24 protein-coding genes are annotated in these 22,384 nt (G+C 61.1%); 14 read left to right on the top strand and 10 right to left on the bottom strand.

What is annotated here, in order from left to right; translation table 11 throughout:
- Nucleotides 1-149: 149 nt before the first annotated feature.
- The 7 genes from panB to thpR all read right to left on the bottom strand — a co-directional run bounded on the left by panB (nucleotide 150) and on the right by thpR (nucleotide 5,981).
- Entirely contained in the window at nucleotides 150-944 is a 795-nt protein-coding gene (panB, locus tag I6L49_RS19505; protein ID WP_005335640.1) for a 3-methyl-2-oxobutanoate hydroxymethyltransferase, read from the bottom strand.
- On the bottom strand, nucleotides 941-1,450 hold the full coding sequence (folK, locus tag I6L49_RS19500; RefSeq protein WP_184235878.1) for a 2-amino-4-hydroxy-6-hydroxymethyldihydropteridine diphosphokinase: 510 nt from the start codon (nucleotides 1,448-1,450) through the stop codon (nucleotides 941-943). Before folK ends, panB begins: the two co-directional genes overlap by 4 nt.
- 11 nt (nucleotides 1,451-1,461) lie before the next feature.
- Nucleotides 1,462-2,928, bottom strand: a complete 1,467-nt coding sequence (pcnB, locus tag I6L49_RS19495) for a polynucleotide adenylyltransferase PcnB (protein ID WP_111900188.1) — start codon at nucleotides 2,926-2,928, stop codon at nucleotides 1,462-1,464.
- Between the two features lie 168 nt (nucleotides 2,929-3,096).
- Nucleotides 3,097-4,005 carry a tRNA glutamyl-Q(34) synthetase GluQRS gene (gluQRS, locus tag I6L49_RS19490; protein ID WP_216951685.1) on the bottom strand — a complete coding sequence of 303 codons (909 nt, stop codon included), beginning with the start codon at nucleotides 4,003-4,005 and terminating at the stop codon, nucleotides 3,097-3,099.
- Between the two features lie 124 nt (nucleotides 4,006-4,129).
- A complete protein-coding gene (dksA, locus tag I6L49_RS19485) occupies nucleotides 4,130-4,579 on the bottom strand; it encodes an RNA polymerase-binding protein DksA (protein ID WP_005335644.1) in 450 nt (149 codons plus the stop codon).
- A gap of 119 nt (nucleotides 4,580-4,698) precedes the next feature.
- Nucleotides 4,699-5,442, bottom strand: coding sequence for a DNA/RNA nuclease SfsA (gene sfsA / locus I6L49_RS19480; RefSeq protein WP_047437797.1), 744 nt, complete (start codon nucleotides 5,440-5,442; stop codon nucleotides 4,699-4,701).
- Nucleotides 5,439-5,981, bottom strand: coding sequence for an RNA 2',3'-cyclic phosphodiesterase (gene thpR, locus I6L49_RS19475; protein WP_151287395.1), 543 nt, complete (start codon nucleotides 5,979-5,981; stop codon nucleotides 5,439-5,441). The genes sfsA and thpR overlap by 4 nt, the downstream gene beginning before the upstream one ends.
- A 178-nt stretch (nucleotides 5,982-6,159) precedes the next feature.
- Here thpR and hrpB point away from each other — a divergent pair, with 178 nt between their 5' ends.
- From hrpB to I6L49_RS19460, 3 genes are all read left to right on the top strand, one after another.
- On the top strand, nucleotides 6,160-8,607 hold the full coding sequence (hrpB, locus tag I6L49_RS19470) for an ATP-dependent helicase HrpB (RefSeq protein WP_151287396.1): 2,448 nt from the start codon (nucleotides 6,160-6,162) through the stop codon (nucleotides 8,605-8,607).
- A gap of 73 nt (nucleotides 8,608-8,680) precedes the next feature.
- Nucleotides 8,681-10,999 (top strand): penicillin-binding protein 1B, encoded by a 2,319-nt coding sequence (gene mrcB / locus I6L49_RS19465; RefSeq protein WP_005335656.1) that lies wholly within the window; start codon nucleotides 8,681-8,683, stop codon nucleotides 10,997-10,999.
- Nucleotides 11,000-11,057: 58 nt separating this feature from the next.
- On the top strand, nucleotides 11,058-11,459 hold the full coding sequence (locus tag I6L49_RS19460) for a VOC family protein (RefSeq protein WP_064335476.1): 402 nt from the start codon (nucleotides 11,058-11,060) through the stop codon (nucleotides 11,457-11,459).
- 78 nt (nucleotides 11,460-11,537) lie between these two features.
- Here the strand turns inward: I6L49_RS19460 and I6L49_RS19455 are convergent, their stop codons facing one another.
- Nucleotides 11,538-11,858, bottom strand: a complete 321-nt coding sequence (locus I6L49_RS19455) for an SMR family transporter (RefSeq protein ID WP_005335659.1) — start codon at nucleotides 11,856-11,858, stop codon at nucleotides 11,538-11,540.
- Entirely contained in the window at nucleotides 11,855-12,241 is a 387-nt protein-coding gene (locus I6L49_RS19450) for a multidrug efflux SMR transporter (protein WP_005335660.1), read from the bottom strand. Before I6L49_RS19450 ends, I6L49_RS19455 begins: the two co-directional genes overlap by 4 nt.
- Before the next feature lie 158 nt (nucleotides 12,242-12,399).
- On the opposite strand from I6L49_RS19450, the gene I6L49_RS19445 reads away from it, so the two are divergent.
- The 3 genes from I6L49_RS19445 to ppa all read left to right on the top strand — a co-directional run bounded on the left by I6L49_RS19445 (nucleotide 12,400) and on the right by ppa (nucleotide 15,718).
- The gene (locus I6L49_RS19445) at nucleotides 12,400-13,281 is read left to right on the top strand and encodes a LysR family transcriptional regulator (RefSeq protein ID WP_204385067.1); all 882 of its coding nucleotides are present in this window, start codon (nucleotides 12,400-12,402) and stop codon (nucleotides 13,279-13,281) included.
- A 109-nt stretch (nucleotides 13,282-13,390) separates the two neighbouring features.
- Nucleotides 13,391-14,971: a DUF3369 domain-containing protein gene (locus I6L49_RS19440; protein WP_216950183.1), complete on the top strand. Its 1,581-nt coding sequence runs from the start codon at nucleotides 13,391-13,393 to the stop codon at nucleotides 14,969-14,971.
- Between the two features lie 216 nt (nucleotides 14,972-15,187).
- Nucleotides 15,188-15,718: an inorganic diphosphatase gene (gene ppa, locus I6L49_RS19435; protein ID WP_005335667.1), complete on the top strand. Its 531-nt coding sequence runs from the start codon at nucleotides 15,188-15,190 to the stop codon at nucleotides 15,716-15,718.
- A gap of 29 nt (nucleotides 15,719-15,747) precedes the next feature.
- Here ppa and I6L49_RS19430 read toward each other — a convergent pair whose 3' ends face one another.
- Nucleotides 15,748-16,095, bottom strand: coding sequence for a hypothetical protein (locus tag I6L49_RS19430; RefSeq protein ID WP_040068283.1), 348 nt, complete (start codon nucleotides 16,093-16,095; stop codon nucleotides 15,748-15,750).
- A gap of 139 nt (nucleotides 16,096-16,234) precedes the next feature.
- On the opposite strand from I6L49_RS19430, the gene I6L49_RS19425 reads away from it, so the two are divergent.
- The 8 genes from I6L49_RS19425 to I6L49_RS19390 all read left to right on the top strand — a co-directional run bounded on the left by I6L49_RS19425 (nucleotide 16,235) and on the right by I6L49_RS19390 (nucleotide 22,254).
- A complete protein-coding gene (locus tag I6L49_RS19425) occupies nucleotides 16,235-17,125 on the top strand; it encodes a hypothetical protein (protein WP_216950182.1) in 891 nt (296 codons plus the stop codon).
- A gap of 220 nt (nucleotides 17,126-17,345) precedes the next feature.
- Nucleotides 17,346-17,888 carry a YtfJ family protein gene (locus I6L49_RS19420; protein ID WP_005343253.1) on the top strand — a complete coding sequence of 181 codons (543 nt, stop codon included), beginning with the start codon at nucleotides 17,346-17,348 and terminating at the stop codon, nucleotides 17,886-17,888.
- A gap of 44 nt (nucleotides 17,889-17,932) precedes the next feature.
- Nucleotides 17,933-18,232 carry a DUF2607 family protein gene (locus I6L49_RS19415; RefSeq protein ID WP_123172375.1) on the top strand — a complete coding sequence of 100 codons (300 nt, stop codon included), beginning with the start codon at nucleotides 17,933-17,935 and terminating at the stop codon, nucleotides 18,230-18,232.
- Nucleotides 18,233-18,264: 32 nt separating this feature from the next.
- Nucleotides 18,265-18,849, top strand: a complete 585-nt coding sequence (locus I6L49_RS19410; RefSeq protein ID WP_216950181.1) for a DUF2796 domain-containing protein — start codon at nucleotides 18,265-18,267, stop codon at nucleotides 18,847-18,849.
- Between the two features lie 4 nt (nucleotides 18,850-18,853).
- A complete protein-coding gene (locus tag I6L49_RS19405) occupies nucleotides 18,854-19,543 on the top strand; it encodes an ABC transporter ATP-binding protein (RefSeq protein ID WP_005335686.1) in 690 nt (229 codons plus the stop codon).
- Nucleotides 19,537-20,784 (top strand): ABC transporter permease, encoded by a 1,248-nt coding sequence (locus tag I6L49_RS19400; protein ID WP_005354695.1) that lies wholly within the window; start codon nucleotides 19,537-19,539, stop codon nucleotides 20,782-20,784. The genes I6L49_RS19405 and I6L49_RS19400 overlap by 7 nt, the downstream gene beginning before the upstream one ends.
- A 31-nt stretch (nucleotides 20,785-20,815) precedes the next feature.
- Nucleotides 20,816-21,289 carry a DUF3299 domain-containing protein gene (locus I6L49_RS19395; protein ID WP_026034852.1) on the top strand — a complete coding sequence of 158 codons (474 nt, stop codon included), beginning with the start codon at nucleotides 20,816-20,818 and terminating at the stop codon, nucleotides 21,287-21,289.
- 104 nt (nucleotides 21,290-21,393) lie between these two features.
- Nucleotides 21,394-22,254: a TIGR03899 family protein gene (locus I6L49_RS19390; RefSeq protein WP_047439578.1), complete on the top strand. Its 861-nt coding sequence runs from the start codon at nucleotides 21,394-21,396 to the stop codon at nucleotides 22,252-22,254.
- Nucleotides 22,255-22,384 lie beyond the last annotated feature (130 nt).

Here is a 22,384-nt window from a genome sequence, read left to right as displayed (position 1 = left end):
TAGCGCTCGGGCGGGATGGGGCACGAACATAGCTATCAGCAGTTCACCTTTAGATGAATCAATAAGATACGGATTAGCTATACAGATTAACTGTGCGAGGCTGAGAAGCAGAGACGGGGGCCGCAGCCCCCATCATGCAACTGCCAGGATCAGTTGAAGCAGTGCTCCGGGCCGGGGAAGCTCCCCTCGCTCACCTGCTGGACATAGAGGCGGATGGCGGCACGCACATCGCCGGTCTCGGCCAGGAAGTTCTTGGTGAACTTGGGCACATAGCCGGAGGTGACGCCAAAGGCATCGTGCATCACCAAAATCTGACCGTCGGTCGCGGGGCCGGCACCAATGCCGATCACCGGGATGCGAAGCGCCTTGGTGATGCGCTCGGCCAGCGCAGTGGGCACACACTCGAGCACCAGCAGCTGGATACCGGCCGCTTGCAGTTCGAGGGCCTGACGGTAGATCTCCTGGGCTTGAAACTCGTCGCGCCCCTGCACCTTGAAGCCGCCAAAGACATGAACGGATTGCGGAGTGAGGCCGAGGTGACCGCACACCGGCACCCCGTTGCGGGTGAGGTGGCGGATGGAGTCACACAGCCAGTCGCCCCCTTCCATCTTCACCATGCGGGCACCGGCCGCCATCAGGCGGGCAGCGTTCTGGTAAGTCTGCTCGGGAGTGGCGTAGCTCATGAACGGCATGTCGGCGACCACCAGTGCCTTGCTGGCACCGCGCGCCACACAGCGGGTGTGATAGACCATCTCATCCATGTTGACCGCCAGGGTATCCTGACCCCCTTGCAGCACCATGCCCAGTGAATCGCCGATGAGCAGCACGTGGGCCCCCTCGTCGTCGAACAGCTTGGCAAAGGTGGCATCATAGGCGGTGATGGCGGTGAACTTTTGACCTTCCTGCTTCATCTTCAGCAGGCTGGCGGTGGTGATCTTGCTCATAGAGGCTCCTGTACGTCTGCACGCGGGGCAATGATGGCCAAATCATTGTGCGGGCAGCGGGCAACCAGTAGGGCGAGCGGGGTGCCGCAGGGCAGCACCAGAGCAGGCGCAATTTCGGCAAGGGGCAGCAGCACGAACTCCCGCTCCTTCATGCCGTAGTGGGGTACGATCAGGCGCTCATGGTTGATCACCTGATCCCCATAGAGCAGCAGATCGAGATCCAGAGTTCTCGGCCCCCACCGCTCATCTTTGCGCACACGTCCCTGTTCCAGCTCGATTTTTTGTAATTGATCCAGCAGCGCAAGGGGCGCGAGCCGGGTATTGAGCCGGGCCACGGCATTGACGTAGTCCGGCTGGTCAGCAGGGCCCATGGGGCGGCTGCTGTAAAACGACGAGGCCTCCACCAGCACAGATTCCGGCAACCTTGCCAGGGCGGCAACGGCGCGACGAGCCTGACCCAGCGGGTCAGACAGGTTGGAACCAATGGCGATGAAGACCTCGGTCATCACGTCTGTTGTCACTCGGCCACTTTCGGTTTGCGGCGACGGGGGCGACGACGGTTGCGGCTGTTGCTGCTGCGCTTCTCGCCATCGTGGCTGCGGGACTCACCGCGCTCACCGCTTGCCGGGCGACGGGTCGCTTCACGCTGCAGTTGCGGGCGCACATCCGGATTGGAGGCAACATAGCGCTCCCACCAGCTGGCCAGCTCACCGAGACCGCGCTCGACCCGGTTGCGCAGCAACAGGAAGTCGAACGCAGCGCGGAACTTGGGATGCTCCATGGCGCGCTCGGGGTGCTTGCCCTGACGACGGGTCAACCGCTGTTGCAGTGCCCAGATGTCGCGGACATCTGTGGTGAAACGGCGGGGAACGGCGATGATCCGCACCTGATTGTCCAGTACCTCGTTGATCGCCAGCATGAAGGCGTCATACCAGGGCAGGCCGCTCTCGTTCTCCAGCACCCGACCACGGGCCTCGACGCAGCCCCACAGCAGGGTGGCGTAGAGGAAGGCGGGGGTGACGCGCTTATCTTCACGAACGCGGGTGTCGGTATCGATCAGCGCCTGCTCGATAAACTGCTCGTAGGGCGAGTTGCCGTGCGGGGTAAACAACGCCGCTACTTGCGGGAAGAGCTGTTGGAACAGGCCATACTCGCGCAGCAGTTTGTAGGTCGCCAGACCATCGCCAGCCAGGAACAGCTTGAGGGTCTCCTCAAACAGGCGGGCAGCCGGGATGTCTTGCAGCAGTGGCGCCAGCTCCTTGATGGGGGCGGCGGTACGCGGGCTGATGGTCATATCCAGCTTGGCGGCAAAGCGCACAGCGCGCAGCATCCGCACCGGATCTTCACGATAACGGGTCTCGGGATCACCGATCAGCTCAAGCTTGCGCTCGGCCAGATCTTCCAGACCTCCTTCGAAATCGTGCAGGGTGAAATCTTTGGCACTGTAGTAGAGGGCGTTGACGGTAAAGTCGCGGCGCTCGGCATCCTCTTCGATGGTGCCGTAGACGTTGTCGCGCAGCAGCATCCCTTCATCAGACTGTGCCGACACATGTTTGCTGGTATTGACCTGATGGTGGTGACCCCGGAAGGTGGCCACTTCGATCACGTCACGACCAAAGACAATGTGGGCCAGGCGGAAACGACGGCCAATCAGGCGGCAGTTGCTGAACAGCGCCTTGATCTGCTCCGGCGTCGCATCGGTTGCGATGTCGAAATCCTTGGGCGTCTTCCCGAGCAGCAGATCCCGGACTCCGCCGCCGACCAGGTAGGCCTCATAGCCCCCTTTGTTCAGGCGATAGAGCACCTTGAGTGCATTCTCGCTGATCTCTTTGCGCGAAATAGGGTGCTGATCACGGCTTAAGGTACGACGTTGACCGGCGACACGGGCTGGAATGGGGGATTCCACCGACTGCTCGCCGTCTTCCTTGCCGAGCACCTTGCGGCAAAAGTTTGCGATCTGGGAAAAAATGGTACACCTCTTCATGACTTCTAAATTGACGGGAGGCCAAAAAATAGCGGCCTATCATAGCTCACGCCTGCACAAATGAAAAACCGTGCTGACAATTGATCCAGTTTGAAACGGATCATCCCGGTAAAATCACAATCAACAGCGGCAATTTACGCTCAATCAAACAAAAATCACCTGGTCGACTCAGCAATCAGCAAGCGGGATCTTCTCGCTGGCTGGCACCCGTTCGAGCTGCCAGTTAGCGATACCCCATTCGATGATCTCGTCAATCCGGCTCGCCATCAGCTCGGGCGGCGGGCACTGGCCGAGGAAGTGCAGCGCCTGCCACAGGGCCGGTCGCACCTCATCGAGCGCCAGCGCCGGCGCATGGTTCTGCTTGGAGAGCTTGTTGCCATCTGCCAGCACCGCCAGCGGCAAATGCACCCAGTCGGGCACCGGCGCCCCCAGCGTCTGATAAAGGGCAATCTGGCGCACCGTGGGCTCCAGCAGATCGGCGCCGCGCACTATCTCGGTAATGCCGCTGTCCATATCATCCACCACCACCGCCAGGTTGTAGGCGTAGAGCCCGTCGCGGCGACGGATAATGAAATCCTCCTCGGCGAGCGCCGCCGGGACCGCGATATGGCCCTGCAAACGATCGTCGAAGTGGTAGACCGGATGGTGCTGGCGCAGCCGGGCGGCGCAACCTTCGGCCGCAAGCCCGAGGGTGCGGCAGTGGCCGCTGTAGAGACCGCCCGCGGCCATGATTTCTCGCCGGGTGCAGCGGCACCAGTAGAGATCCCCCGCCCGATAGAGCTGGTCGATGATCTCGTCATAGCGGCCGTGGCGCGCGCTCTGGAACATCACCTCCCCATCCCACTCGAGACCATATGCCTCAAGGGTCTTGAGGATCAGGGTCGCAGCCCCCGCCATCTCCCGCGGCGGATCGATATCCTCGATGCGTACCAACCAGCGTCCCTGCTGCGCTCTGGCCTGCAAAAAGCTGCCGAGGGCCGCAATCAGCGAACCGAAGTGGAGCGGGCCGGAAGGGGACGGCGCAAAGCGGCCCACATAGGGGCGAATTTGGGGGGAGGAAGGGGTATTCACAGCCATGACGGTTCGGATAAGCAGTTCAGTGAGGCGCATTTTGGGACGCCCCGCCCAAAAGCTCAATAAGAAATGCGCAATAAAAAAGGGAGCCCGCAAGCTCCCTTTTTCATATTGCAGCGGGTCGGTATCAACCGGCCATCTGCTTTTCCTTGATCTCGGCCAGCGTCTTGCAGTCGACACAGAGGTCGGCTGTCGGACGGGCTTCCAGACGGCGGATACCGATTTCGATACCGCAGTGCTCGCAGTAACCGAAGTCGTCATCTTCCAGCAGCTGCAAGGTCTTCTCGATCTTCTTGATCAGCTTGCGTTCACGGTCGCGGGTACGCAGTTCAAGAGCGAACTCTTCTTCTTGCGCGGCACGATCCACGGGATCCGGGAAGTTGGCAGCCTCGTCTTTCATATGGTCGACGGTACGATCAACTTCCTGCATCAGTTGGTTGCGCCAGGCACCCAGGATCTTGCGAAAATGCGCCTTTTGTTGGTCATTCATGTACTCCTCACCCGGCTTTTCCTGGTAAGGCGCGACACCCGCAATGGCCAGGGGGCCCAGAGATTTCCTGTTTTCGCCTGTTGGCATGCCCTGTCTCCTAATTCAGCACGCTACCCGTGCCATCCATAAATTGAGGGCGACATCTATAGCAGAAGGGTAACGGGTAAGCAAACGAGCCGTACCAATAATGTTACCCACTCCAATATTTATGCACTCCCCTCGGGTAACAGGTGACCAGATTCAAACGGGATAAACCCTTGAGCCACCATGCCTTGCACCCCAACATGGGGCCGATAGCATAAAATTTCAACCCCCGCCGCGATTGCCTGCTCAATTAGCAGACTATAGTGCGGATCTATATGGGTTGCAGGGCGCATCCGGCTTATTCCGGAGTGCAGCACCATAAAGAGCAGCACGGCCCTGTGGCCTGCCGCTTTCATGGCCATCAACTCGCGCAAATGCTTGGCACCACGGGCGGTGACCGCATCGGGGAAGTAGCCCATACCCGGATGTTCACGTTCGTCGAGCAGGGTGACCGATTTTACCTCGATGTAACAATTGCCCTTCTCGTCATCTTCCAGCAACAGATCGATGCGACTGTTCTCTTCGCCATACTTCACCTCGGTGCGCAACCGGCTGTAACCCGCCAGCGGAGCGATAGCCTCCTGCTCGATCAACTCCCGGGCGATCTGGTTGGCGCGCGCCGTGTTGACGCAGATAAAATGGCCCGCCGGGCTCTCGGCGATCTCCCAGCTGTTGGGCAGCTTGCGCTTGGGGTTGTCGGAGGTGGAGTACCAGACCCGGGTGCCAGGATCGGCACAACCGGTCATGGCACCGGTGTTGGCGCAGTGGATGGTGATGACCTCGCCGTTATCGAGTTGCACATCGGTCAGAAAGCGCTTGTAGCGGGCCACCAGCTGGCCCGATTGCAGGGGGGGATCAAAAATCACGGGTTAGCCCTCCGCGCATCTTCTTTTACCCGGGCACGCAGCGGCCAGCAGGCAAGCGGCTCATAGCGCACCCCGTCCGAAGTCGAGATGGATTGATAGAGGCAGAACTCATCGGCCTGCAGCAGAAAATTTGGGGCTGGCAGGATGGCAGGCGCCTCGCCCGCCTTGCGCGACAGGGTGACGTGGGGTCGATAACCCTGCTCGCCATTGCCAAGGCGCAACTTCTCACCGTGGCGGCGCAGCGCCTTCGCCAGCACGGTCAGCTCGTTGGGCCACTCCTTCGGGCCAATCCAGGCGGCCTTGGCCCGGCTGAACCAGCCGGTCTCATCCAGCCTGATGGAGAGCGGCGGACAGTGCTGACGCTCCACGGCGGCGATCAGGCGGCGGGTGGTCAACTCGTCCGCCTCACCCAGAAAAGCCAGGGTCAGGTGGAGGTTGGCTTGTGGCACCGGCTGACCGGGCCAGGGCAGCTTATCGCGCCAGGCGATGAGCTCGGGGGCGAGCTCCTTGACGGGCAGGGCAAAAAAGAGTTTGGCCATGTGGTGATAATGCCTTTTTCACGCTCATTGGATGGGCCCATTCTATGGCAGCCATCCGGCCATGTCTCGCCAGCCTCCCGCCCGAGTGACCATCTCCGCACATCCACTCACGGTGGCGCGGGTGGCTGTGGCAGAATAGGCGCCGTTTTACCGGTTGCCACAGAAGGTGCTCATCGCTTTGTCCCAGCTCCCCATCGTTTCGGTATTGCCCGAACTCTTTGCCGCCCTCGACAGCCACACCAGCGTGATCCTGCAGGCGCCACCCGGCGCGGGCAAATCGACCCTGCTGCCGCTGGAGCTGGTGCGTCAGAACCGGCTACCCGGCCGCATCATCATGCTGGAACCAAGGCGCCTTGCGGCGCGCAATATCGCCACTTTTCTGGCGCGCCAACTGGGGGAGAAGGTGGGCGAGCGCATCGGCCTGCGAGTGCGTGGCGAGAGCCGCACCAGCGCAGCGACCCGGTTCGAGATCGTCACCGAAGGGGTGCTGACCCGGATGTTGCAGCAGGACCCTGAGCTGACTGGCGTCTCGCTGGTGATCTTCGATGAGTTCCACGAACGCAGTCTGCACGCCGATACCGCGCTGGCCTTCGCCATCGAGAGCCAGCAGGGATTGCGCGATGACCTCAAGCTCCTGGTGATGTCCGCTACCCTGGATGGCATGGCACTCGAGACCTTGCTGCCGGATGCCCCTGTGGTTCGCTCCGAGGGGCGCGGTTTTCCCATCGACTATCACTACCGCCCCGCCAATCGCCAGCAGTGGCTGGAGCCGCAGGTCGGCGCCGTGGTGCTCGAAGCGCTGGCCGAGCAAGATGGCAGCCTACTGGTCTTTCTGCCGGGACAGGGTGAGATCGAGCGGTTGGCGCAGTGGTTGGCAGACAAACTGCCGGACGACGTGACCCTCGCCCCCCTCTACGGCCGCCTCGACATGGCGGCGCAGCAGGCAGCCATCGAACCGGCACCAGCGGGCCACCGTAAGCTGGTGCTCACCACCAATGTGGCGGAGACCTCCCTCACTATTGAGGGGATTTCGGTGGTGATCGATAGCGGGCTGGAACGACGGGCCTCCTATGATCTGAAAAGCGGTGTCACCCGACTGGAGACCCGCCAGATAGCCAAATCCTCCGCCACCCAGCGGGCAGGCCGTGCTGGCCGTCTCGGCCCTGGTATCTGCTACCGGCTCTGGAGCAGCGAGGTGCAGGAGCGACTCGCCGAGCAGAGCCCGCCAGATATCCTCACTCAGGAGCTGACCGGCCTGCTGCTGGACGCCGCCCAGTGGGGGGCAAAGGTGGAAGATCTGCCGCTGCTGGACATGCCCCCAGCCGCTGCGGTGGCCAGCGCCCAGCGGCTACTGGTGGCCCTTGGCGCCATGAAGCCGGAGGGTGAGCAACAACTCACTCCCGCTGGCCGCGCCATGGCCGCCTTCGGTACTCACCCTCGCCTTGCACGCATGCTGCTGCGCGCCCGCGAGCTGGAAGCTGAAGGTCTGACAGGGATTGTCGCCGATGCCGCTTATCTGGTGGCGTTGCAGGAAGAAGATCTGCGAGGATCGGAGCGCCTCTCTGTGTTGTTCCACCGCCGTCAAAGCGCCCTGCGCCAGAACGCTGCCCGCTGGTTTGAACGGCTTGGCGCCCGCCCTGCCAGTGCGCAGGGTCAGTGGCTCGGGCTACTCTGTGCCCTCGCCTGGCCGGATCGCATCGGCAAACTGCGCAGCGGCAGTCGCTATCAACTCAGTGGTGGGGTGAGCTGCGATCTGGTAGAAGGTCATCCCTGTCAGGGACAAGCCGCTCTCATCGCCATCGAGATGGGGCAGAACGATCGCGGCAGCCGCATCTTTATCGCCGAACCGGTCGATCTGGACGAGCTGGTGCGCCTGCTGCCAGAACTGGTGAGCGAACGGCAGTGGTTCGACTGGGATGAGCGGGAAGAGCGAGTACGCGCCGAACGCCAGCAGGTGATCGGCGAACTGGTGCTGAGCCAGCGACCGCTGACCGAACTCTCTGACGAGCAGAAAGGGCGCTGCCTGCTGCAAGGCATTCGCCGCAAGGGGCTGCATGTGCTGCCGTGGGACGAGAGCAGCGAAGGGCTGCTGGCCCGCCTGCGCTGCGCCCGCGACTGGCTGCCCGATGAGGGGTGGCCCGCGATGGATGACGAGAGCCTGCTGGCCACGCTGGAACAGTGGTTGCTGCCAGCGGTGAGCGGCATGACCCGGCTGGAGCAGTTGAAAAAGCTCAACCTCGGCGACATCCTGCGCCAATCCCTGCCCTGGCCGTTGCCCAAACGGCTGGACGAGGCGCTGCCGAGCCACTTTGCGGCGCCCACCGGCAGCCGGGTGCGGATCCGCTATCAACCGGGGCAGGCACCGGTGATCCCAGTGCGCATTCAGGAGATGTTCGGGCAAGGTTCGACCCCCTGCGTGGCCGATGGCCGGGTACCGCTGGTAGTGGAGCTGCTCTCCCCCGCCCAGCGACCGCTGCAGATCACTGCCGATCTGGCCGCTTTCTGGGCTGGATCCTACGAACAGGTGAAGAAAGAGATGAAGGGGCGCTATCCCCGCCACTACTGGCCGGATAATCCGCTGGAGGCGATGCCGACCAGGGTCACCAAGAAGAAGATGGGCATCTAGGTTCGATGGGTTAATCCCGATCGGACGTTCGCGAATGCGACATAACAAGTAGAAAGGAAAGCAAAGAGGATTTATGGCAACCCAACGACGCAAGCGTGCCCCCAAGAAGGCAGCGCCCAAACGCACCATCTGGCGCAAGCTGTTCTGGCTTGGCTTCAAGCTCTCCCTGGTGGTGGCGGCCTTTATGGTGGTGTTTGGCATCTACCTCGATACCAAGGTGCGCGAGCGCTTCGATGGCGAGAAGTGGCAGCTGCCGGTGATGGTCTACAGCCGCCCGCTGGAGCTCTACCCCAGCCAGCGCCTGTCGCGGGACCAGATGCTGCGCGAGCTCAACATGCTGAGCTACAAGCAGGTGCGCCAGCCTCACACGCCGGGTGAATACACCATCAATGGCAATCGCATCGAGCTGATTCGCCGCCCGTTCGAGTTCTATGACGGCGCCGACGGAGCCCGTGGCCTGCGCCTCACCTTCAACGGCCCGCGCCTTGAGGGGATCCAGTCGCTGGAGAACCAGCGCCAGCTCGGTTACGCCCAGATGGACCCGGTGCTGCTCGATCGCCTCAATACCGAAGATCGGGAAGATCGCCTGCTGGTGCGTATCGCCGAAGTGCCCGACAGCCTGCTGGTGACCCTGCTCACCACCGAAGATCGCGACTTCTACCAGCATGGCGGCGTCTCGCCAGTGGCCATCATGCGCGCCATGTTCGCCAACCTGATCGCGGGTCGCACCGTGCAGGGGGGCAGTACCCTCACCCAGCAGCTGGCCAAAAACTTCTTCCTGACCCGTGAGCGCAGTCTGTGGCGAAAACTGCAGGAAGCCTATATGGCGGTGCTGATCGACTATCGCTACAGCAAGGACGAGATCCTCGAGTCCTACCTCAACGAGGTCTATCTGGGGCAGAACTTCTCGCAAGGGGTCTACGGTTTCGGGCTTGCCTCCTACTTCTACTTCGGCATTCCGGTCAACGAGCTGGATATCGATCAGGTCGCCCTGCTGGTCGGTCTGGTGAAAGGCCCCTCCTATTACGACCCATGGCGCTTCCCGGAGCGGGCCAAGACCCGCCGCGATCTGGTGCTGAAGCTGCTGATGGATCACGGCAGCCTGACCCAGGCCGAATATGAGCTGGCCAGCCGCCAGCCCCTTGGCATCATCGCCCGCGGCCAGATGAGCTATGGCCGCACCCCGGCCTTTATGGGGCTGCTCAAGCGGGAGATCCAGAGCCGCTTCGGCGCCGATCTGCTCAAGCAGTCTGGCCTCAAGATCTTCACCAGCCTCGATCCCATCGCCCAGCACGCGGCCGAGCGGGCGGTCGAATCGGGCCTCGCCGATATCGAGAAGCTGCGCGGCAAGAAGAAGCTGGAGGCGGCCATGGTGGTCTCCGACTGGCACAAGGGCGAAGTGGTGGCGCTGGTGGGTGGCCGCGATCCCCGCTACGCCGGGTTCAACCGGGCGCTGGATGCCCGCCGCCAGATCGGCTCGCTGGTGAAACCGGCGGTCTACCTCACCGGTCTCTCCAACGGCCTGACCCTGGCGACCCCGCTCAAAGATCAGCCGATCCGTATTCGCGGTCAGGATGGTCAGGTCTGGACTCCGCAGAACTACGATCGCAAGTTCCGCCAGAGCGTGCCGCTGATGGATGCGTTGGCCAGCTCCCTCAACGTGCCGACCGTCAATCTGGGTCTGCAAGTGGGACTGGAGAAGGTTGTCGACACCCTGCACAAGCTGGGAGTCCAGCAGGAGATCCAGCCCTATCCGTCGCTGGTGCTGGGGGCGGTCGCCCTCTCCCCGCTGGAGGTGAACCAGATGTATCTGCCCATCGCCAATCAGGGGCTCACCCAGCCGCTGTCGGCCATTCGCGCCGTGGTGAACGGAGATGGCAGCCTGCTCTATCAGCATGACCAGACCGCCAAGCGGGTCACCGACCAGCAAGCAAGCTGGCTGACCCTGTTCGCCATGACCAAGACGGTGAGTCAGGGCACAGCCCGCGCGCTCAGTGCCAAGTTCCCCGGCGCCACCATGGCGGCCAAGACCGGCACTACCAACGAGCTGCGCGACTCCTGGTTTGCCGGGATGGACAACAACGAGCTGGTCAGTATCTGGGTCGGTCGCGACGACAACACCCCGGCGGGCTTGACCGGAGCCAGCGGTGCTCTGCAGCTCTTTAGCGGCTACATGAGCCAGCGCGGCGTCAACAGTCTGGGATTGAAGATGCCGGAAGGGGTCACCTGGGCCAACTTCTCCCGCGCCAGCGGCACCCGCGTCACCAGCGACTGCCCGGGCAGCCTGCAGGTGCCGGCTAAAGCCTCCACCATGGGCTCCCCGGCCGGTTGCGCCAGCAGTGCGTCGCCGCGCAGTGCGCTGGATGACTGGTTCGGCGGTTTCTTCAACTAGATCAACGACACGGGCAGCACAGGCTGCCCGTTCACTATGCTGCTGACAAGGAAACACCATGACCTTTCCGCTGTTTGACGCCATCCACCATGTGGCCATCATCGCCAGCGATTACCCACGCTCGCGCCACTTCTATCACGAAGTGCTGGGGCTGCCCATCATCGCCGAGACCCTGCGCGAAGCGCGCCAGTCGTGGAAACTGGATCTGGCCCTGCCGGACGGCAGCCAGCTGGAGCTGTTCAGCTTCCCCTCGCCTCCCAAGCGCCCCTCCCGCCCCGAGGCGTGCGGCCTGCGCCATCTCGCCTTTCGGGTCAGCGATCTTGACCGGGTCATCGCCCACCTGCTGGCCCATCGGGTCGAGGTAGAGCCGGTGCGGGTGGACGAGCTGACCGGCAAGCGCTTTACCTTCTTCGCCGACCCCGACGGCCTGCCGCTGGAGCTCTACGAAGCGCCGCGCTGAGCCTGCATCGACCAAGCAATCAGCCAAACAAAAGCCGCCCGGTTGCAACTGGGCGGCTTTTCTTATTGCTCCAGGTTATCAGGCGGTAGTCAGCATAACGACAGCCAGCGCCATCACCATCATGCCAGCCCAGCCGATGGGCTTGAGCCGCTCACCGAAGAAGAGCAAACCACCCAGCGCCGTACCGACGATGCCGATAGCCCCCCAGGTGGCGTAGGCAACAGCCAGGTCAATCTGGCCGCCACTTACCGCTTCCGAGAGCAGGGTAAAGGCGCCGAGTACCAGCATGATCCCTAGGAATCCCCACCCCTTGTAACGAAACCCCTTGGAGCGGTTGATGGCCATGTTGGCGCCGATATCGATCAGTGCGGCGCCCAGTACAATCACAAACGGACTCATGCAGTGGCCTCCGCTTCTACTGACTTGTCTGCAGGCTCATCATGGGTCTCCCCCATGGTCACCATAACAATCCCCACTATCGCGAGAGCCAGGCCAATCAGCTCCTGAACGGTCACATCGTAACCAAGGAACATGACCGACACTATGGTGATCAGGGTGATCCCGAGCCCCTCCCAGAGCGCAAACGCAATACCAATGGAGATTGTTTTGGCGGCTTTCGCCAGCAACCAGTACGAGAAGCCGATCAACAGCCACATCGGGATGTAATTCATCCAGCCAGCTCCCTGCTCGGGGATCATGGCCATGCTGGAGGTACCGGCGACCTCGGTCACGATGGCGCCGGTCAAAAACAGCCGGGCCAGAAACATACGACTTAATAACATATAAGATGCCTTTGTTGCTTCGACGGGAGAGATGGTAAACGGGGAGAAGCAACTCGCGACAATCGCTCAGCGTCGATTATTCCGACGCCACAGGTTTGCCTTGCCTTGGTTCGGCACGCTAAGGTGATGGTGAAAAAATCCGTCATGGCCTGTAAAACATGAAGCTATATCAGATAGAACTCTTTGTAGAGTCAGCCAATAGCGGCTCTATTGCCAACACCGCCCGTCGCCTCGGCAAAAGCCGCAGCGCCGTCAGCACCGCCATCGCGGCGCTGGAAGTTGAGCTTGGCGTCGAACTTTTTGAACGAGGCGCCAATCAGAGTCGCCTGACCGAGATCGGCGAGCTGGTGCTTGATGATTGCACTCGCCTGCTGCAGGCAGCCAACAGCCTGCAGCAGAAGTGCAAACATTACGCCTCGGGGGCCGAAGTGGCGCTGCGGGTTGCCCGCGATGACGCCATTCCCGAGCCGGTGTGGCGCGAGATGCTGGCCAGCCTGCACAATCAGTTTCCCGGTACCAGTATCTCGCTGGTGCTCGCCTCCCCGCCCGAACTGCCGGCGCTGGTGGAAGAGGGATTCGTCGATGCCGCCTTTGGCCTTATTACCGAAGATCAGGAGCGCAGCGGCCTCAATATCGACATGCTCAACCCGATCCGCACCCTGATGGTGGTGGCACCCAGCCATCCGCTGGCCGGACTGAAGCGGGTCAAACAGCAGGATCTGACCGATCACACCCAGGTCACCCTCTCGTATGTAGATGAATTTTCGGTAAAAAGCCTGCTACCTGTGGGAGGCCAGCATATCGGTCTCTCCAGCTTCGAGTTGATGCGCAATGCGGTGCTGGACGGACTGGGCTGGGCGGTGCTCCCCTCGCCACTGATCCAGAGCCAGCTGCGACAAGGCTCCCTGCTGACTCTGAAACACAAGTTCAGCCTGCAGTGGCGGGATTACGGGGTCTATCTGGCGGAAAACGCCTATCACGGCAAGGTGTTGGCCTGGTTGAAGAAGTCGATCCAGGGGTATCTGGAACCTTTCGAGTAGCGATAAAGAGGCGGAGCCAGCTCACGATATCTACTTATCCTGATGATCCGAGCGGATGTGATCGTGCATACTGTTCACATACTCATTGAGCGCCGGAGGCGTAACCGATATGAGCAGTGCCCAAGACAAGGACGATATCTTGCTGGACGACGACATCATCGAACTCGATGATGAGGAGGTCGTGGTCCCCAAGGCACTCAACCCATGGCAAGTGCTGATCGTGGATGATGAGCCGGATATCCATCATGCCACCCGCCTGGCCCTCTCCAACATTCATTACAAATCCCGTCCGCTGGAGCTGCTCAATGCCTACAGTGGCGCCGAAGCTGGCCGTATGCTGGAGGCCAATCCCAGGATTGCACTGATCCTGCTCGATGTGGTGATGGAGACAGAAGACGCAGGTCTGCGGCTGGTACACCGGATCCGCAACGAAATGCATAACTCGCTGGTGCGGATCGTGCTGCGTACCGGCCAGCCCGGCCAAGCACCCGAGCAGCGGGTGATCCTCGATTACGACATCAATGACTACAAGACCAAGACCGAACTGACGGTACAAAAGCTCTACACCACCGTCATCGCATCCCTGCGTTCATACGAAACCCTCAGTGCCATCGACAAGAGCCGGCAGGGGCTCGGCAAAATTCTCGAAGGGGCGGGCGATCTCTACCATCTTCATTCACTCAAGGAGTTTGCCTCCGGCGTGCTGAAACAGATCAGCGCCATTCTCGATGTGGGCACCGAAGGGGCTATCTGTGCCGAGCGCCGTCCCGGCGAACAGGGGCTGGAGATCCTCGCCGCCACCGGCGACTACGAGACTCTGCTGGATGATGGCAAGATCACCGACTTTCCCACCCTCAATGACTCGGTCATGAAGGCTCTGGCGGCGCGCTGCAACCGCTTTGAACACCCACAGGACTCCCTCTATATCGCCGCCCAGAATGGTCGCGAGTTCGTGCTGAGTTTTACCCCGACCCAGCCTCTCGATCCCCTCGAATGCGATCTGCTGGATGTCTTCTGTCAGCGCATCTCGGCGGCCTACGACAACCTCTATCTCTACAACCAGTTGCTGCGCGCCCAGGAGGCCACCGTGGTGGCGCTGGCGGCGCTGGCGGAGTTTCGCGACTCCGATACCGGCGAGCATGTCTTGCGGGTGCAGAAACTCTCGGATGCCATCGTGGCCGAATTGAAGCAGATGGCGGCCTATCCCGAGCAGCTGACCCCGGAGTTTGTCGAAATGATCGGCATGGCCTCCATCCTGCACGATGTGGGCAAGGTGGGCACCCCGGACCATATCCTGCACAAGCCCGGACGTTTCGACCCGGAAGAGCGGGCCATCATGGAGCAGCACGCCGGTATCGGCGCCAATATCCTGCACAAGGCGGGTGAAATGGTGGAGGGAACCAGCTACCTCTCTCTCGGCGCCGAAATCGCTCGGGGCCACCATGAACACTTCGATGGCAAGGGCTACCCGCAGCAGCTGGCTGCTCAGCAGATCCCGCTGTCGGCGCGGATTGTGGCGGTAGTCGATGTATTCGATGCCCTGCTCAGCAAGCGCCCCTACAAGGAGCCCTGGACGCTGGCGCAGACCATGGAGTATATCCAGTCCCGCTCCGGCACCCAGTTTGACCCTCATGTAGTGACAGCCCTGTCGCGACTGGTCAACGAGTCGAGACTCCCCTACTCGCTCTGACCATCTTTGCTCGCAACTCCACATGCCCTGCCGGTGACCAAGGTCAGCGGCTGGGCATCAAAACAGCCGTTTTGTTGCATCCCGCACACATCAAAGTGCCGCAAAGCGGAAACATCCCCCTTCTTTGTTAGCGATAGCCGCTGAAATATGGTCATTTAACATCACATCGCTATAATATCGGCCTGCAAACCTGATACTAACAACGAAGGAATTATCATGAGCCTGAACCTGGTACCGGCCGGCAAGAGCCTGCCCGACGATATCTATGTCATCATCGAAATCCCGCAGAATGCCGACCCGATCAAATACGAAGTCGACAAGGACAGCGGTGCTATTTTCGTCGATCGCTTCATGTCTACCCCGATGTTCTATCCGTGCAACTACGGCTACGTGAACGCGACCCTCTCTCTGGATGGTGACCCCGTCGACGTACTGGTTCCGACCCCCTACCCGCTGCTGGCCGGTTCCGTCATTCGCTGCCGCCCGGTTGGCGTGCTGAAGATGACCGACGAATCTGGCGAAGATGCCAAGATCGTTGCTGTACCGCACTCCAAGCTGACCAAGCAGTACGACCACATCCAGGATGTGAACGATCTGCCGGAACTGCTGAAAGCCCAGATCCAGCACTTCTTCGAGCGCTACAAAGAGCTGGAAGCGGGCAAATGGGTCAAGGTGGAAGGTTGGGGCGACAAGGCCGCTGCCGAAGCCGAGATCAAGACCTCTGCCGAGCGTTACGCTGCCAAGTGAGCGTCACTCGGTTTGTAAAAAAAGGCGCCTTATGGCGCCTTTTTTGTCGGTGTTTGCGGCAGCTGACCGGTCGCATCTCCAGCAGGATTGCCCTGAATGTATATTTCACGACCATCTTTCTGGTAGGGACGATAGTAATCACCGCCACAGCGATAGCCGCCGCCCGGCTGGCTCATCAGCTCGCAGTTGACTGGCAACACCTCCAGCCACTTGATCGCCTGCTGGTAGCGCAGCCACTCCTGCCATTCGTGTTCGCGCGCCAACTGATCACGCAGGGCAAAGGTATCCGCAATGGACATCCCCTTGTTGACGATCACCTGACCCGCCATGGCTGGCAGGCTGAGCAGCCCAAACAGCACTATGATCCAAGGCTTCATAACCCCTCCAGAGTGACTTAATTTCACAATTAAATTAAAAGTCACATCAATCTGTTATCCAGATCACAAAACGAAACATCACCAAAGTGGTGCCGGCTCACCTAGTTGTTAATTATCGTCCACGGCAGGAAGCACCACCATGAAGCTGACCCCCGCGCTGTTGCTCAGCCTCACTCTCTGCACCACTCTTGGTGCTACAAGCAACGCCAGCGAAATCAACATGAGCTGGCAGTGGCAATCCACCGATGGCCAGCGCAAGCACTTCCAGCTGACCACCGACGATCAGGTGATGGCCGCCAGTCGCCACGAGATGAGCCTGCTGAAGGCCTCTCTCACCAATCCGCTGGAGACCCTTTACGCCTATATCAGCCCACGGCTCTACAACAGCATCAACCTGATCAATCAGAGCAGCCCCGAGACAGCTACCAAGTTTCGCAATCTGGAGCAGGCCTTCACCCTGCGGGACGACAGCATGGAGTCGCTGCTGTTCTGGCAAGCCTACCAACAGTATCAGGAGGATGCCTTCTACCAGATGAGGGTGATACCCTGCGTCCATCCTGCCAATCGCAAACTGCCTTGCGTACGCCCCGATTACTCCCAGCTCTTCTACCACTTCAAAGGGCACCTCAAGCCACTGGCGCAGCAGTTTGCCGCCAAGGATCTCGCCACCAGTGTCAGCCTGATGCAAGAGTGGCTAAACGCCATCCCCACCCAGCCGGAGCAGCTGGATCACTTCGCGCCGCCGCTGCAGGCACTGCAAGATAACAAGGCCGACAGCGATGAGAAGGCTCTGCTGATGGCCAGCCTGCTGGCAGAGCTGGCCCCGCAATATGTGCTCAGCATCATCTATCCGGATATCAGCATTGGCAGCGTCTCCCCTGCCTGGCTGGCCATTACGGCAGACAGTGGCGTACCCGGTGATGTGGTGGTGATCAACAATCAGCGCCATGTGCTGCTGACCGGTTCGTCCCTGCTGGCCCAGCAGATGACCATGGCCAAGATCCCCCTCATCAGCGAGTCGCTCTACTGACGCAGACAGCTCAGACCAGCTGCCAATTCATTGATTTTTATCGATGTCATGCCATCCTAGCCGCCCTTGCCAGCCAACCACCTGACTGGCGGGGCGCCGACGCTTCTGAATTGAGATCTTATTTAACACTTTTTAAACAGATCCGATCAGTTTAGGATGAAGCTCGCCCATTCCCTCAATCCGAAACTCGTTATAACATAACAAATGGAGTGTCATCAGGATGAAACATCTCGTACTTACTTTGGCGCTGCTGCCATCTCTGGTCTTTGCTCACAACTTCAAGGATGGCAACCCGGTGCCGCTGGTCAATGTCAGTGACAAGGGCGAGCTGGTACTGAATGGCAAGGATATCGGCTACCAGCCGTGGCAGAGCACCTCGCTCACCGGCAAGGTGTTTCTGATCCAGCATATTGCCGGCCGCTCCAGTGCCAAGGAGCTGAACGCCCCGATGATCGAGGCGATCAAGGCCGCCAAGTTGCCGCAAGACAAGTACCAGACCGTTACCGTCATCAACAGCAATGACGCCATCTGGGGCACCTCCGGCTTCGTGAAGAGCAGTGCCGAGGACAGCAAGAAAGAGTTCCCCTGGTCCGCCATGGTGCTGGATGCCAAGGGGATGGCGCGCAACGCCTGGGATCTGACGCCGGAAAGCTCGGCGATCATCCTGCTGGATAAAGAGGGCAAGGTGCTGTTTGCCAAAGATGGCCAGCTCGATGCCAACAACATTGCTACCGTGATGGGGCTCATCAAGTCCCATCTCTAAGTCAGAGAGAAAGGGCGCTGATGGCGCCCTTTCCATAAGGGTCTATGGGTCGTATCAAGCTGAAAATCTGGATCTTGCTGCTGGGCTGGTTATGGCTGCAGCCTGCCCTTGCCCAGCACCAGTTTGAATCTGCCCTGCCCGGCCACGACGACCATCACTGCCTGGTTTGCGCCCTCCATCTGGATGGCAAGCAGGTCATCACCGCCACCCCCTATTGTTTCCCCGGTTCGACCTCTGTTCTGCCCGCAGTTGCAATCATGCAACGCTCGGCGGATACCGCCACGCTTCACAGCTATGCCATCCGTGCGCCGCCCGCCTCTGTTTTTCTCTATCCCTTTGTTTAATTTCGCTATTTGTTTTGAAAAAAGGATTAAAGATGAAAGCAGTTACTCTGTTGCTGGCCGCAGCGGCCTTTGGCGCACACGCAAATCACGACGAACACGAGAGCCACAGCCACGGCGCCCACGAGCATGGCCACGGCCACCTCAATCTGGTGGTCGATGGCGACCAGTTGATGATCGAACTGCAGGCCCCTGCAGCCGATCTGGTGGGCTTCGAGCACGCCGCCAAGAGCGATGAAGAGAAGGCGCAGTATGCCAAGGCGGTCGCCCGCCTCAAGCAGCCTGACGCCCTGTTCCGCTTCGACCCGGCCGCTGGCTGCAAACTGACCCAGCAGGAGCTGCAAGCCGCCAAAGAAGAGCATGATCACGATCACGACCATGACCATGACAAGGCTGCCAGCGACAAACATGAAGACCACCATGATCATGACGAAGCGGGTCACGCCGACATGGGGGCCATGTACACCTACACCTGCGCCACCCCGGCCAAACTGACCGGCCTTGAGGCGACCCTGTTCAGCGTCTATCCGAGCCTTGAGAAGCTGAGCGTGCAGGGCATTCTGCCTACCGGCCAGACCGCGGGCGAGCTGACCCCGTCCGCCAACAAGCTGAGCTGGTAACGCCATGAAAAAAGCCGTGGTTGAGATCCGCGATCTGGCCTTTGCCTGGCCAGGTGGCGACGCTGTACTCGATCTGCCCGCCCTCACCATCCGCGAGGGTGAGCGGGTCTTTATCAAGGGTCCATCGGGCTCTGGCAAATCGACCCTGCTCGGGTTGCTGGCCGGGATCCAGACCGCCAACCACGGCACCCTGGAGGTGCTGGGCCAACCATTGGCCCGGCTCTCTGGCCGTGCCCGTGACCACTTCCGGGCGGCCAATCTGGGTTATATCTTCCAGCAGTTCAATCTGCTGCCCTTTCTCTCGGTGCAGGACAACGTGACCGCTGCCCTCACCTTTTCGCCCGCCAAACGGGCTCGCCTGCAAGGGAGTCCGGAGCAGGAGGCGCGCCGTCTGCTGGCGGAGCTGCAACTGCCGGATGACGCGCTGCATCGCCCCGTCCATGCCCTCAGCATCGGCCAGCAGCAACGAGTTGCCGCCGCACGGGCGCTGATCGGCTCGCCACCGCTGGTGATCGCCGACGAGCCCACCTCGGCCCTCGACACCGACAACCGGGCGGCCTTTATCAAGCTGTTGTTCGAGGAGTGCGACAAGCAGGGCTCGACCCTGATCTTCGTCAGCCACGACCCTTATCTCGAACCCCTGTTCCCGCGGGTCGAAAACCTGCAACAGCTCAACCGGAGGGCATCATGCTAAAGCTAGCCCTGCAAAGCCTCTGGGCCCGCCGCCTTACCGCCGGGCTCACCCTGCTGGCCGTCGCCATCAGCGTCACCCTGCTGCTCGGGGTGGAGCGAGTGCGCACCCAGGCCCGCGAAAGTTTCTCCAACACCGTCTCGGGGACCGACCTCATCGTCGGCGCCCGCTCCGGTCAGGTGAACCTGCTGCTCTACTCGGTGTTTCGCATCGGCAACCCCACCAACAATGTGGGGTGGGACTCCTATCAAGCCATCAAGCAGAAACCCGGCGTCGCCTGGACCATCCCGCTCTCCCTTGGCGACTCCCACAAGGGATTTCGGGTGCTCGGCACCAATGGGGACTACTTCACCCACCTGAAGTACGGTCAGCAGCAGTCGCTGCAACTGCGGGAAGGGCGGCCGTTCGAGACGCCGTTTGAAGCGGTACTCGGCGCCCAGGTGGCCGAGAAACTCGGCTATCACCTTGACCAGTCCATCGTCATCGCCCACGGTGCTGGCAACACCTCGTTCAGCCAACACGACAACCTGCCATTCAAGGTGGTGGGTATTCTGGCGCCGACCGGCACGCCCATCGATCGCACCATCCATGTGCCGCTGGCGGGGATAGAGGCGATCCATCTTGGTTGGGATACCGGCCGCCACAGCAAGAACGTGACACCGGAGCAGGCGCTGGCGCAGGATCTCACCCCTAAAACCATCACCGCCTTTATGGTTGGCTTGAGTAACCGGATCCTGGCGTTCCAGCTGCAACGCAGCGTCAACACCTATCCCAAAGAACCGCTGATGGCGATCCTGCCGGGCGCCGCCCTGCAGGAGCTGTGGAGCCTGATGAGCGTGGCGGAAACCGCGCTGTCGGTCATCGCCGGTTTTGTGGTGGTGGCGGGCCTTATCGGCATGCTGACCACCCTGCTGGCAGGGCTTAACGAGCGGCGCCGGGAGCTCGCTATTTTGCGATCCCTCGGCGCGGGCCCTGCCCACCTGTTCCTGCTGCTGGCGCTGGAGGCCATGGCGCTGACCACGGTCGGCATCGCCCTCGGGGTCGCCGTGCTCTATCTGGGGCAGGGGCTTGCCTCGCCCTGGCTGCTCAGCCACTATGGCCTGCAACTGAGTCTGGGGCTGCCGAGCACCTACGAGTGGCAGTTGCTGGGGGTAGTCTGGCTGGCAGGCATGGTGATCGGCCTGCTCCCTGCTGCACGCGCTTACCGCTACAGCCTGAGCGATGGCATGAGCATTCGCGTCTAGCGAGACGCCCAAAATAGAAACAGAAGGACAGATGATGAAGTGGAAAATTGTGGCGCTGCTCGCCAGCCTGCTGGTGCTGCCCGCCCTGGCCGCCGATTACAAGACCATCGACTGGGATGTGCTCATCCCGGAAGGGGAGAAACTGCTGCCACCGCCCCAGGTCAATCACGAAGATCCCATGTCGGTGCCGCAACCAGTGGGCGGGGTAAACAAGAAGCTGGACAACCAGGATGTGCGCATTCCGGGCTTCGTGGTGCCGCTGGAAGGGGATGCCAAGAAGATCACCGCCTTCCTGCTGGTGCCCTACTTCGGCGCCTGCATCCATGTGCCGCCGCCCCCCACCAATCAGGTGATCTATGTGAGCTACCCCAAGGGTGCGCCGGTGGATGATCTGTGGGATGCCATCTGGGTGAAAGGCAAGATGCGCACGGTCAGCTCCAGCCACGAGATGGCCACCGCCTCCTACTCGATGGAAGCGGTCGAGGTGAGCGTCTACGAGGAGTAATCCTTCCGTTGCAAAAAAAGCGGCCTCCACGGAGGCCGCTTTGTTATCTTGGCATCCCGGTTGGAGTAACATTCAGCTCCAGAACCTGTGCGAATGGAGTCAGCATGGCAGACCTCCCCCCCCCGAAAAAAGAGAGTTCGATCCTGAGCAGCCAGGAGCAGACCCTGCGTCTGGCCCGCAGCCGCGGTATCGACGGCATGCTCACCCGCAATACCGACAGCACCTTCGAACAGCGCGCCACCTTTCGCCATCTGGCGGATCAGGCCGCCCGCCAGCGCAATCTGGAAGCCATCATGGTGATGGCCTCCCGCCACTGCGAAGAGACCGCGGCTGGCGGCGAGATGGACAGCGACTGGCTGACCCGCTTCCTGCAACTGGCGGAAGATATCAGCATGGTGCCGATGCAGCAGCTGTGGGGGCGGATCTTCGCGCTGGAAGTCGCCACGCCGGGCCGCTTCTCCATCCGGGCGCTCGCCACCCTCAAAGAGATGACCCAGCGCGAGGCCCAGCTGTTTCAGCGCATCTGTTCACTGACTTGCCACTACACCGGCAGCGACGAGCAGCGACTGCTGCTGGGGCTGCACAAGGGGGCCACCCTGCTGAGTCGTGCCAAGGCAACGCGCCTTGGCCTTGGCAAATACCGACTGCCCTACAACGCCCTGCTGCAACTGTTTGAGCTCGGGCTGCTGCATCGCGCGGAGCTGGAATCCGGCCCGCTGCCTGCCGATGGGGTCGAGCTGGAGTTCGGCAACCAGCGCTGGCGGCTGCAGTGCAAGCAGAACAACATCACCCTGCTCTACTACCGCCTCACCCCGGTGGGCAACGAGCTCGCCCAGCTGCTGCAAGAGTCGCCGCTGGAGGAGTACCTGCAGGATCTGAAAACCGTGCTGGTGCAGGGGATCCAGATTGAAGTGATGCAGCTCGTCAGCGCCCCCTCCTCACCCGCTCCCGACCCTCTCCCCTGATCTCTGGCGGGGCAGCGGATGCCCCGTCGGTTCATGGCTCCTTCGCATCAAGCTGCTGGCTCCAAGCTTATGGGCTTGTCCAGAATAGGTTGCAAATTGCAGATGCCGCAGAGGCACACCCCGTCAGATC

This window comes from Aeromonas sp. FDAARGOS 1419 (genome assembly GCF_019047045.1).
GTDB lineage: Bacteria > Pseudomonadota > Gammaproteobacteria > Enterobacterales > Aeromonadaceae > Aeromonas > Aeromonas veronii.
This window is presented reverse-complemented; position numbering and strand designations above follow the sequence as displayed.

What these genes read in the sequence shown, in the direction of transcription:
- panB (WP_005335640.1), bottom strand. Translation starts at nt 944, where the DNA reads ATGAGCAAGATCACCACCGCCAGCCTGCTGAAGATGAAGCAGGAAGGT.
- I6L49_RS19445 (WP_204385067.1), top strand. Translation starts at nt 12,400, where the DNA reads ATGAAGCTATATCAGATAGAACTCTTTGTAGAGTCAGCCAATAGCGGC.
- I6L49_RS19460 (WP_064335476.1), top strand. Translation starts at nt 11,058, where the DNA reads ATGACCTTTCCGCTGTTTGACGCCATCCACCATGTGGCCATCATCGCC.
- I6L49_RS19405 (WP_005335686.1), top strand. Translation starts at nt 18,854, where the DNA reads ATGAAAAAAGCCGTGGTTGAGATCCGCGATCTGGCCTTTGCCTGGCCA.
- gluQRS (WP_216951685.1), bottom strand. Translation starts at nt 4,005, where the DNA reads ATGGCTGTGAATACCCCTTCCTCCCCCCAAATTCGCCCCTATGTGGGC.
- I6L49_RS19430 (WP_040068283.1), bottom strand. Translation starts at nt 16,095, where the DNA reads ATGAAGCCTTGGATCATAGTGCTGTTTGGGCTGCTCAGCCTGCCAGCC.
- I6L49_RS19410 (WP_216950181.1), top strand. Translation starts at nt 18,265, where the DNA reads ATGAAAGCAGTTACTCTGTTGCTGGCCGCAGCGGCCTTTGGCGCACAC.
- I6L49_RS19390 (WP_047439578.1), top strand. Translation starts at nt 21,394, where the DNA reads ATGGCAGACCTCCCCCCCCCGAAAAAAGAGAGTTCGATCCTGAGCAGC.
- I6L49_RS19415 (WP_123172375.1), top strand. Translation starts at nt 17,933, where the DNA reads ATGGGTCGTATCAAGCTGAAAATCTGGATCTTGCTGCTGGGCTGGTTA.
- I6L49_RS19395 (WP_026034852.1), top strand. Translation starts at nt 20,816, where the DNA reads ATGATGAAGTGGAAAATTGTGGCGCTGCTCGCCAGCCTGCTGGTGCTG.
- ppa (WP_005335667.1), top strand. Translation starts at nt 15,188, where the DNA reads ATGAGCCTGAACCTGGTACCGGCCGGCAAGAGCCTGCCCGACGATATC.
- I6L49_RS19450 (WP_005335660.1), bottom strand. Translation starts at nt 12,241, where the DNA reads ATGTTATTAAGTCGTATGTTTCTGGCCCGGCTGTTTTTGACCGGCGCC.
- I6L49_RS19425 (WP_216950182.1), top strand. Translation starts at nt 16,235, where the DNA reads ATGAAGCTGACCCCCGCGCTGTTGCTCAGCCTCACTCTCTGCACCACT.
- I6L49_RS19420 (WP_005343253.1), top strand. Translation starts at nt 17,346, where the DNA reads ATGAAACATCTCGTACTTACTTTGGCGCTGCTGCCATCTCTGGTCTTT.
- mrcB (WP_005335656.1), top strand. Translation starts at nt 8,681, where the DNA reads ATGGCAACCCAACGACGCAAGCGTGCCCCCAAGAAGGCAGCGCCCAAA.
- I6L49_RS19440 (WP_216950183.1), top strand. Translation starts at nt 13,391, where the DNA reads ATGAGCAGTGCCCAAGACAAGGACGATATCTTGCTGGACGACGACATC.
- folK (WP_184235878.1), bottom strand. Translation starts at nt 1,450, where the DNA reads ATGACCGAGGTCTTCATCGCCATTGGTTCCAACCTGTCTGACCCGCTG.
- I6L49_RS19455 (WP_005335659.1), bottom strand. Translation starts at nt 11,858, where the DNA reads ATGAGTCCGTTTGTGATTGTACTGGGCGCCGCACTGATCGATATCGGC.
- thpR (WP_151287395.1), bottom strand. Translation starts at nt 5,981, where the DNA reads ATGGCCAAACTCTTTTTTGCCCTGCCCGTCAAGGAGCTCGCCCCCGAG.
- dksA (WP_005335644.1), bottom strand. Translation starts at nt 4,579, where the DNA reads ATGCCAACAGGCGAAAACAGGAAATCTCTGGGCCCCCTGGCCATTGCG.
- I6L49_RS19400 (WP_005354695.1), top strand. Translation starts at nt 19,537, where the DNA reads ATGCTAAAGCTAGCCCTGCAAAGCCTCTGGGCCCGCCGCCTTACCGCC.
- pcnB (WP_111900188.1), bottom strand. Translation starts at nt 2,928, where the DNA reads ATGAAGAGGTGTACCATTTTTTCCCAGATCGCAAACTTTTGCCGCAAG.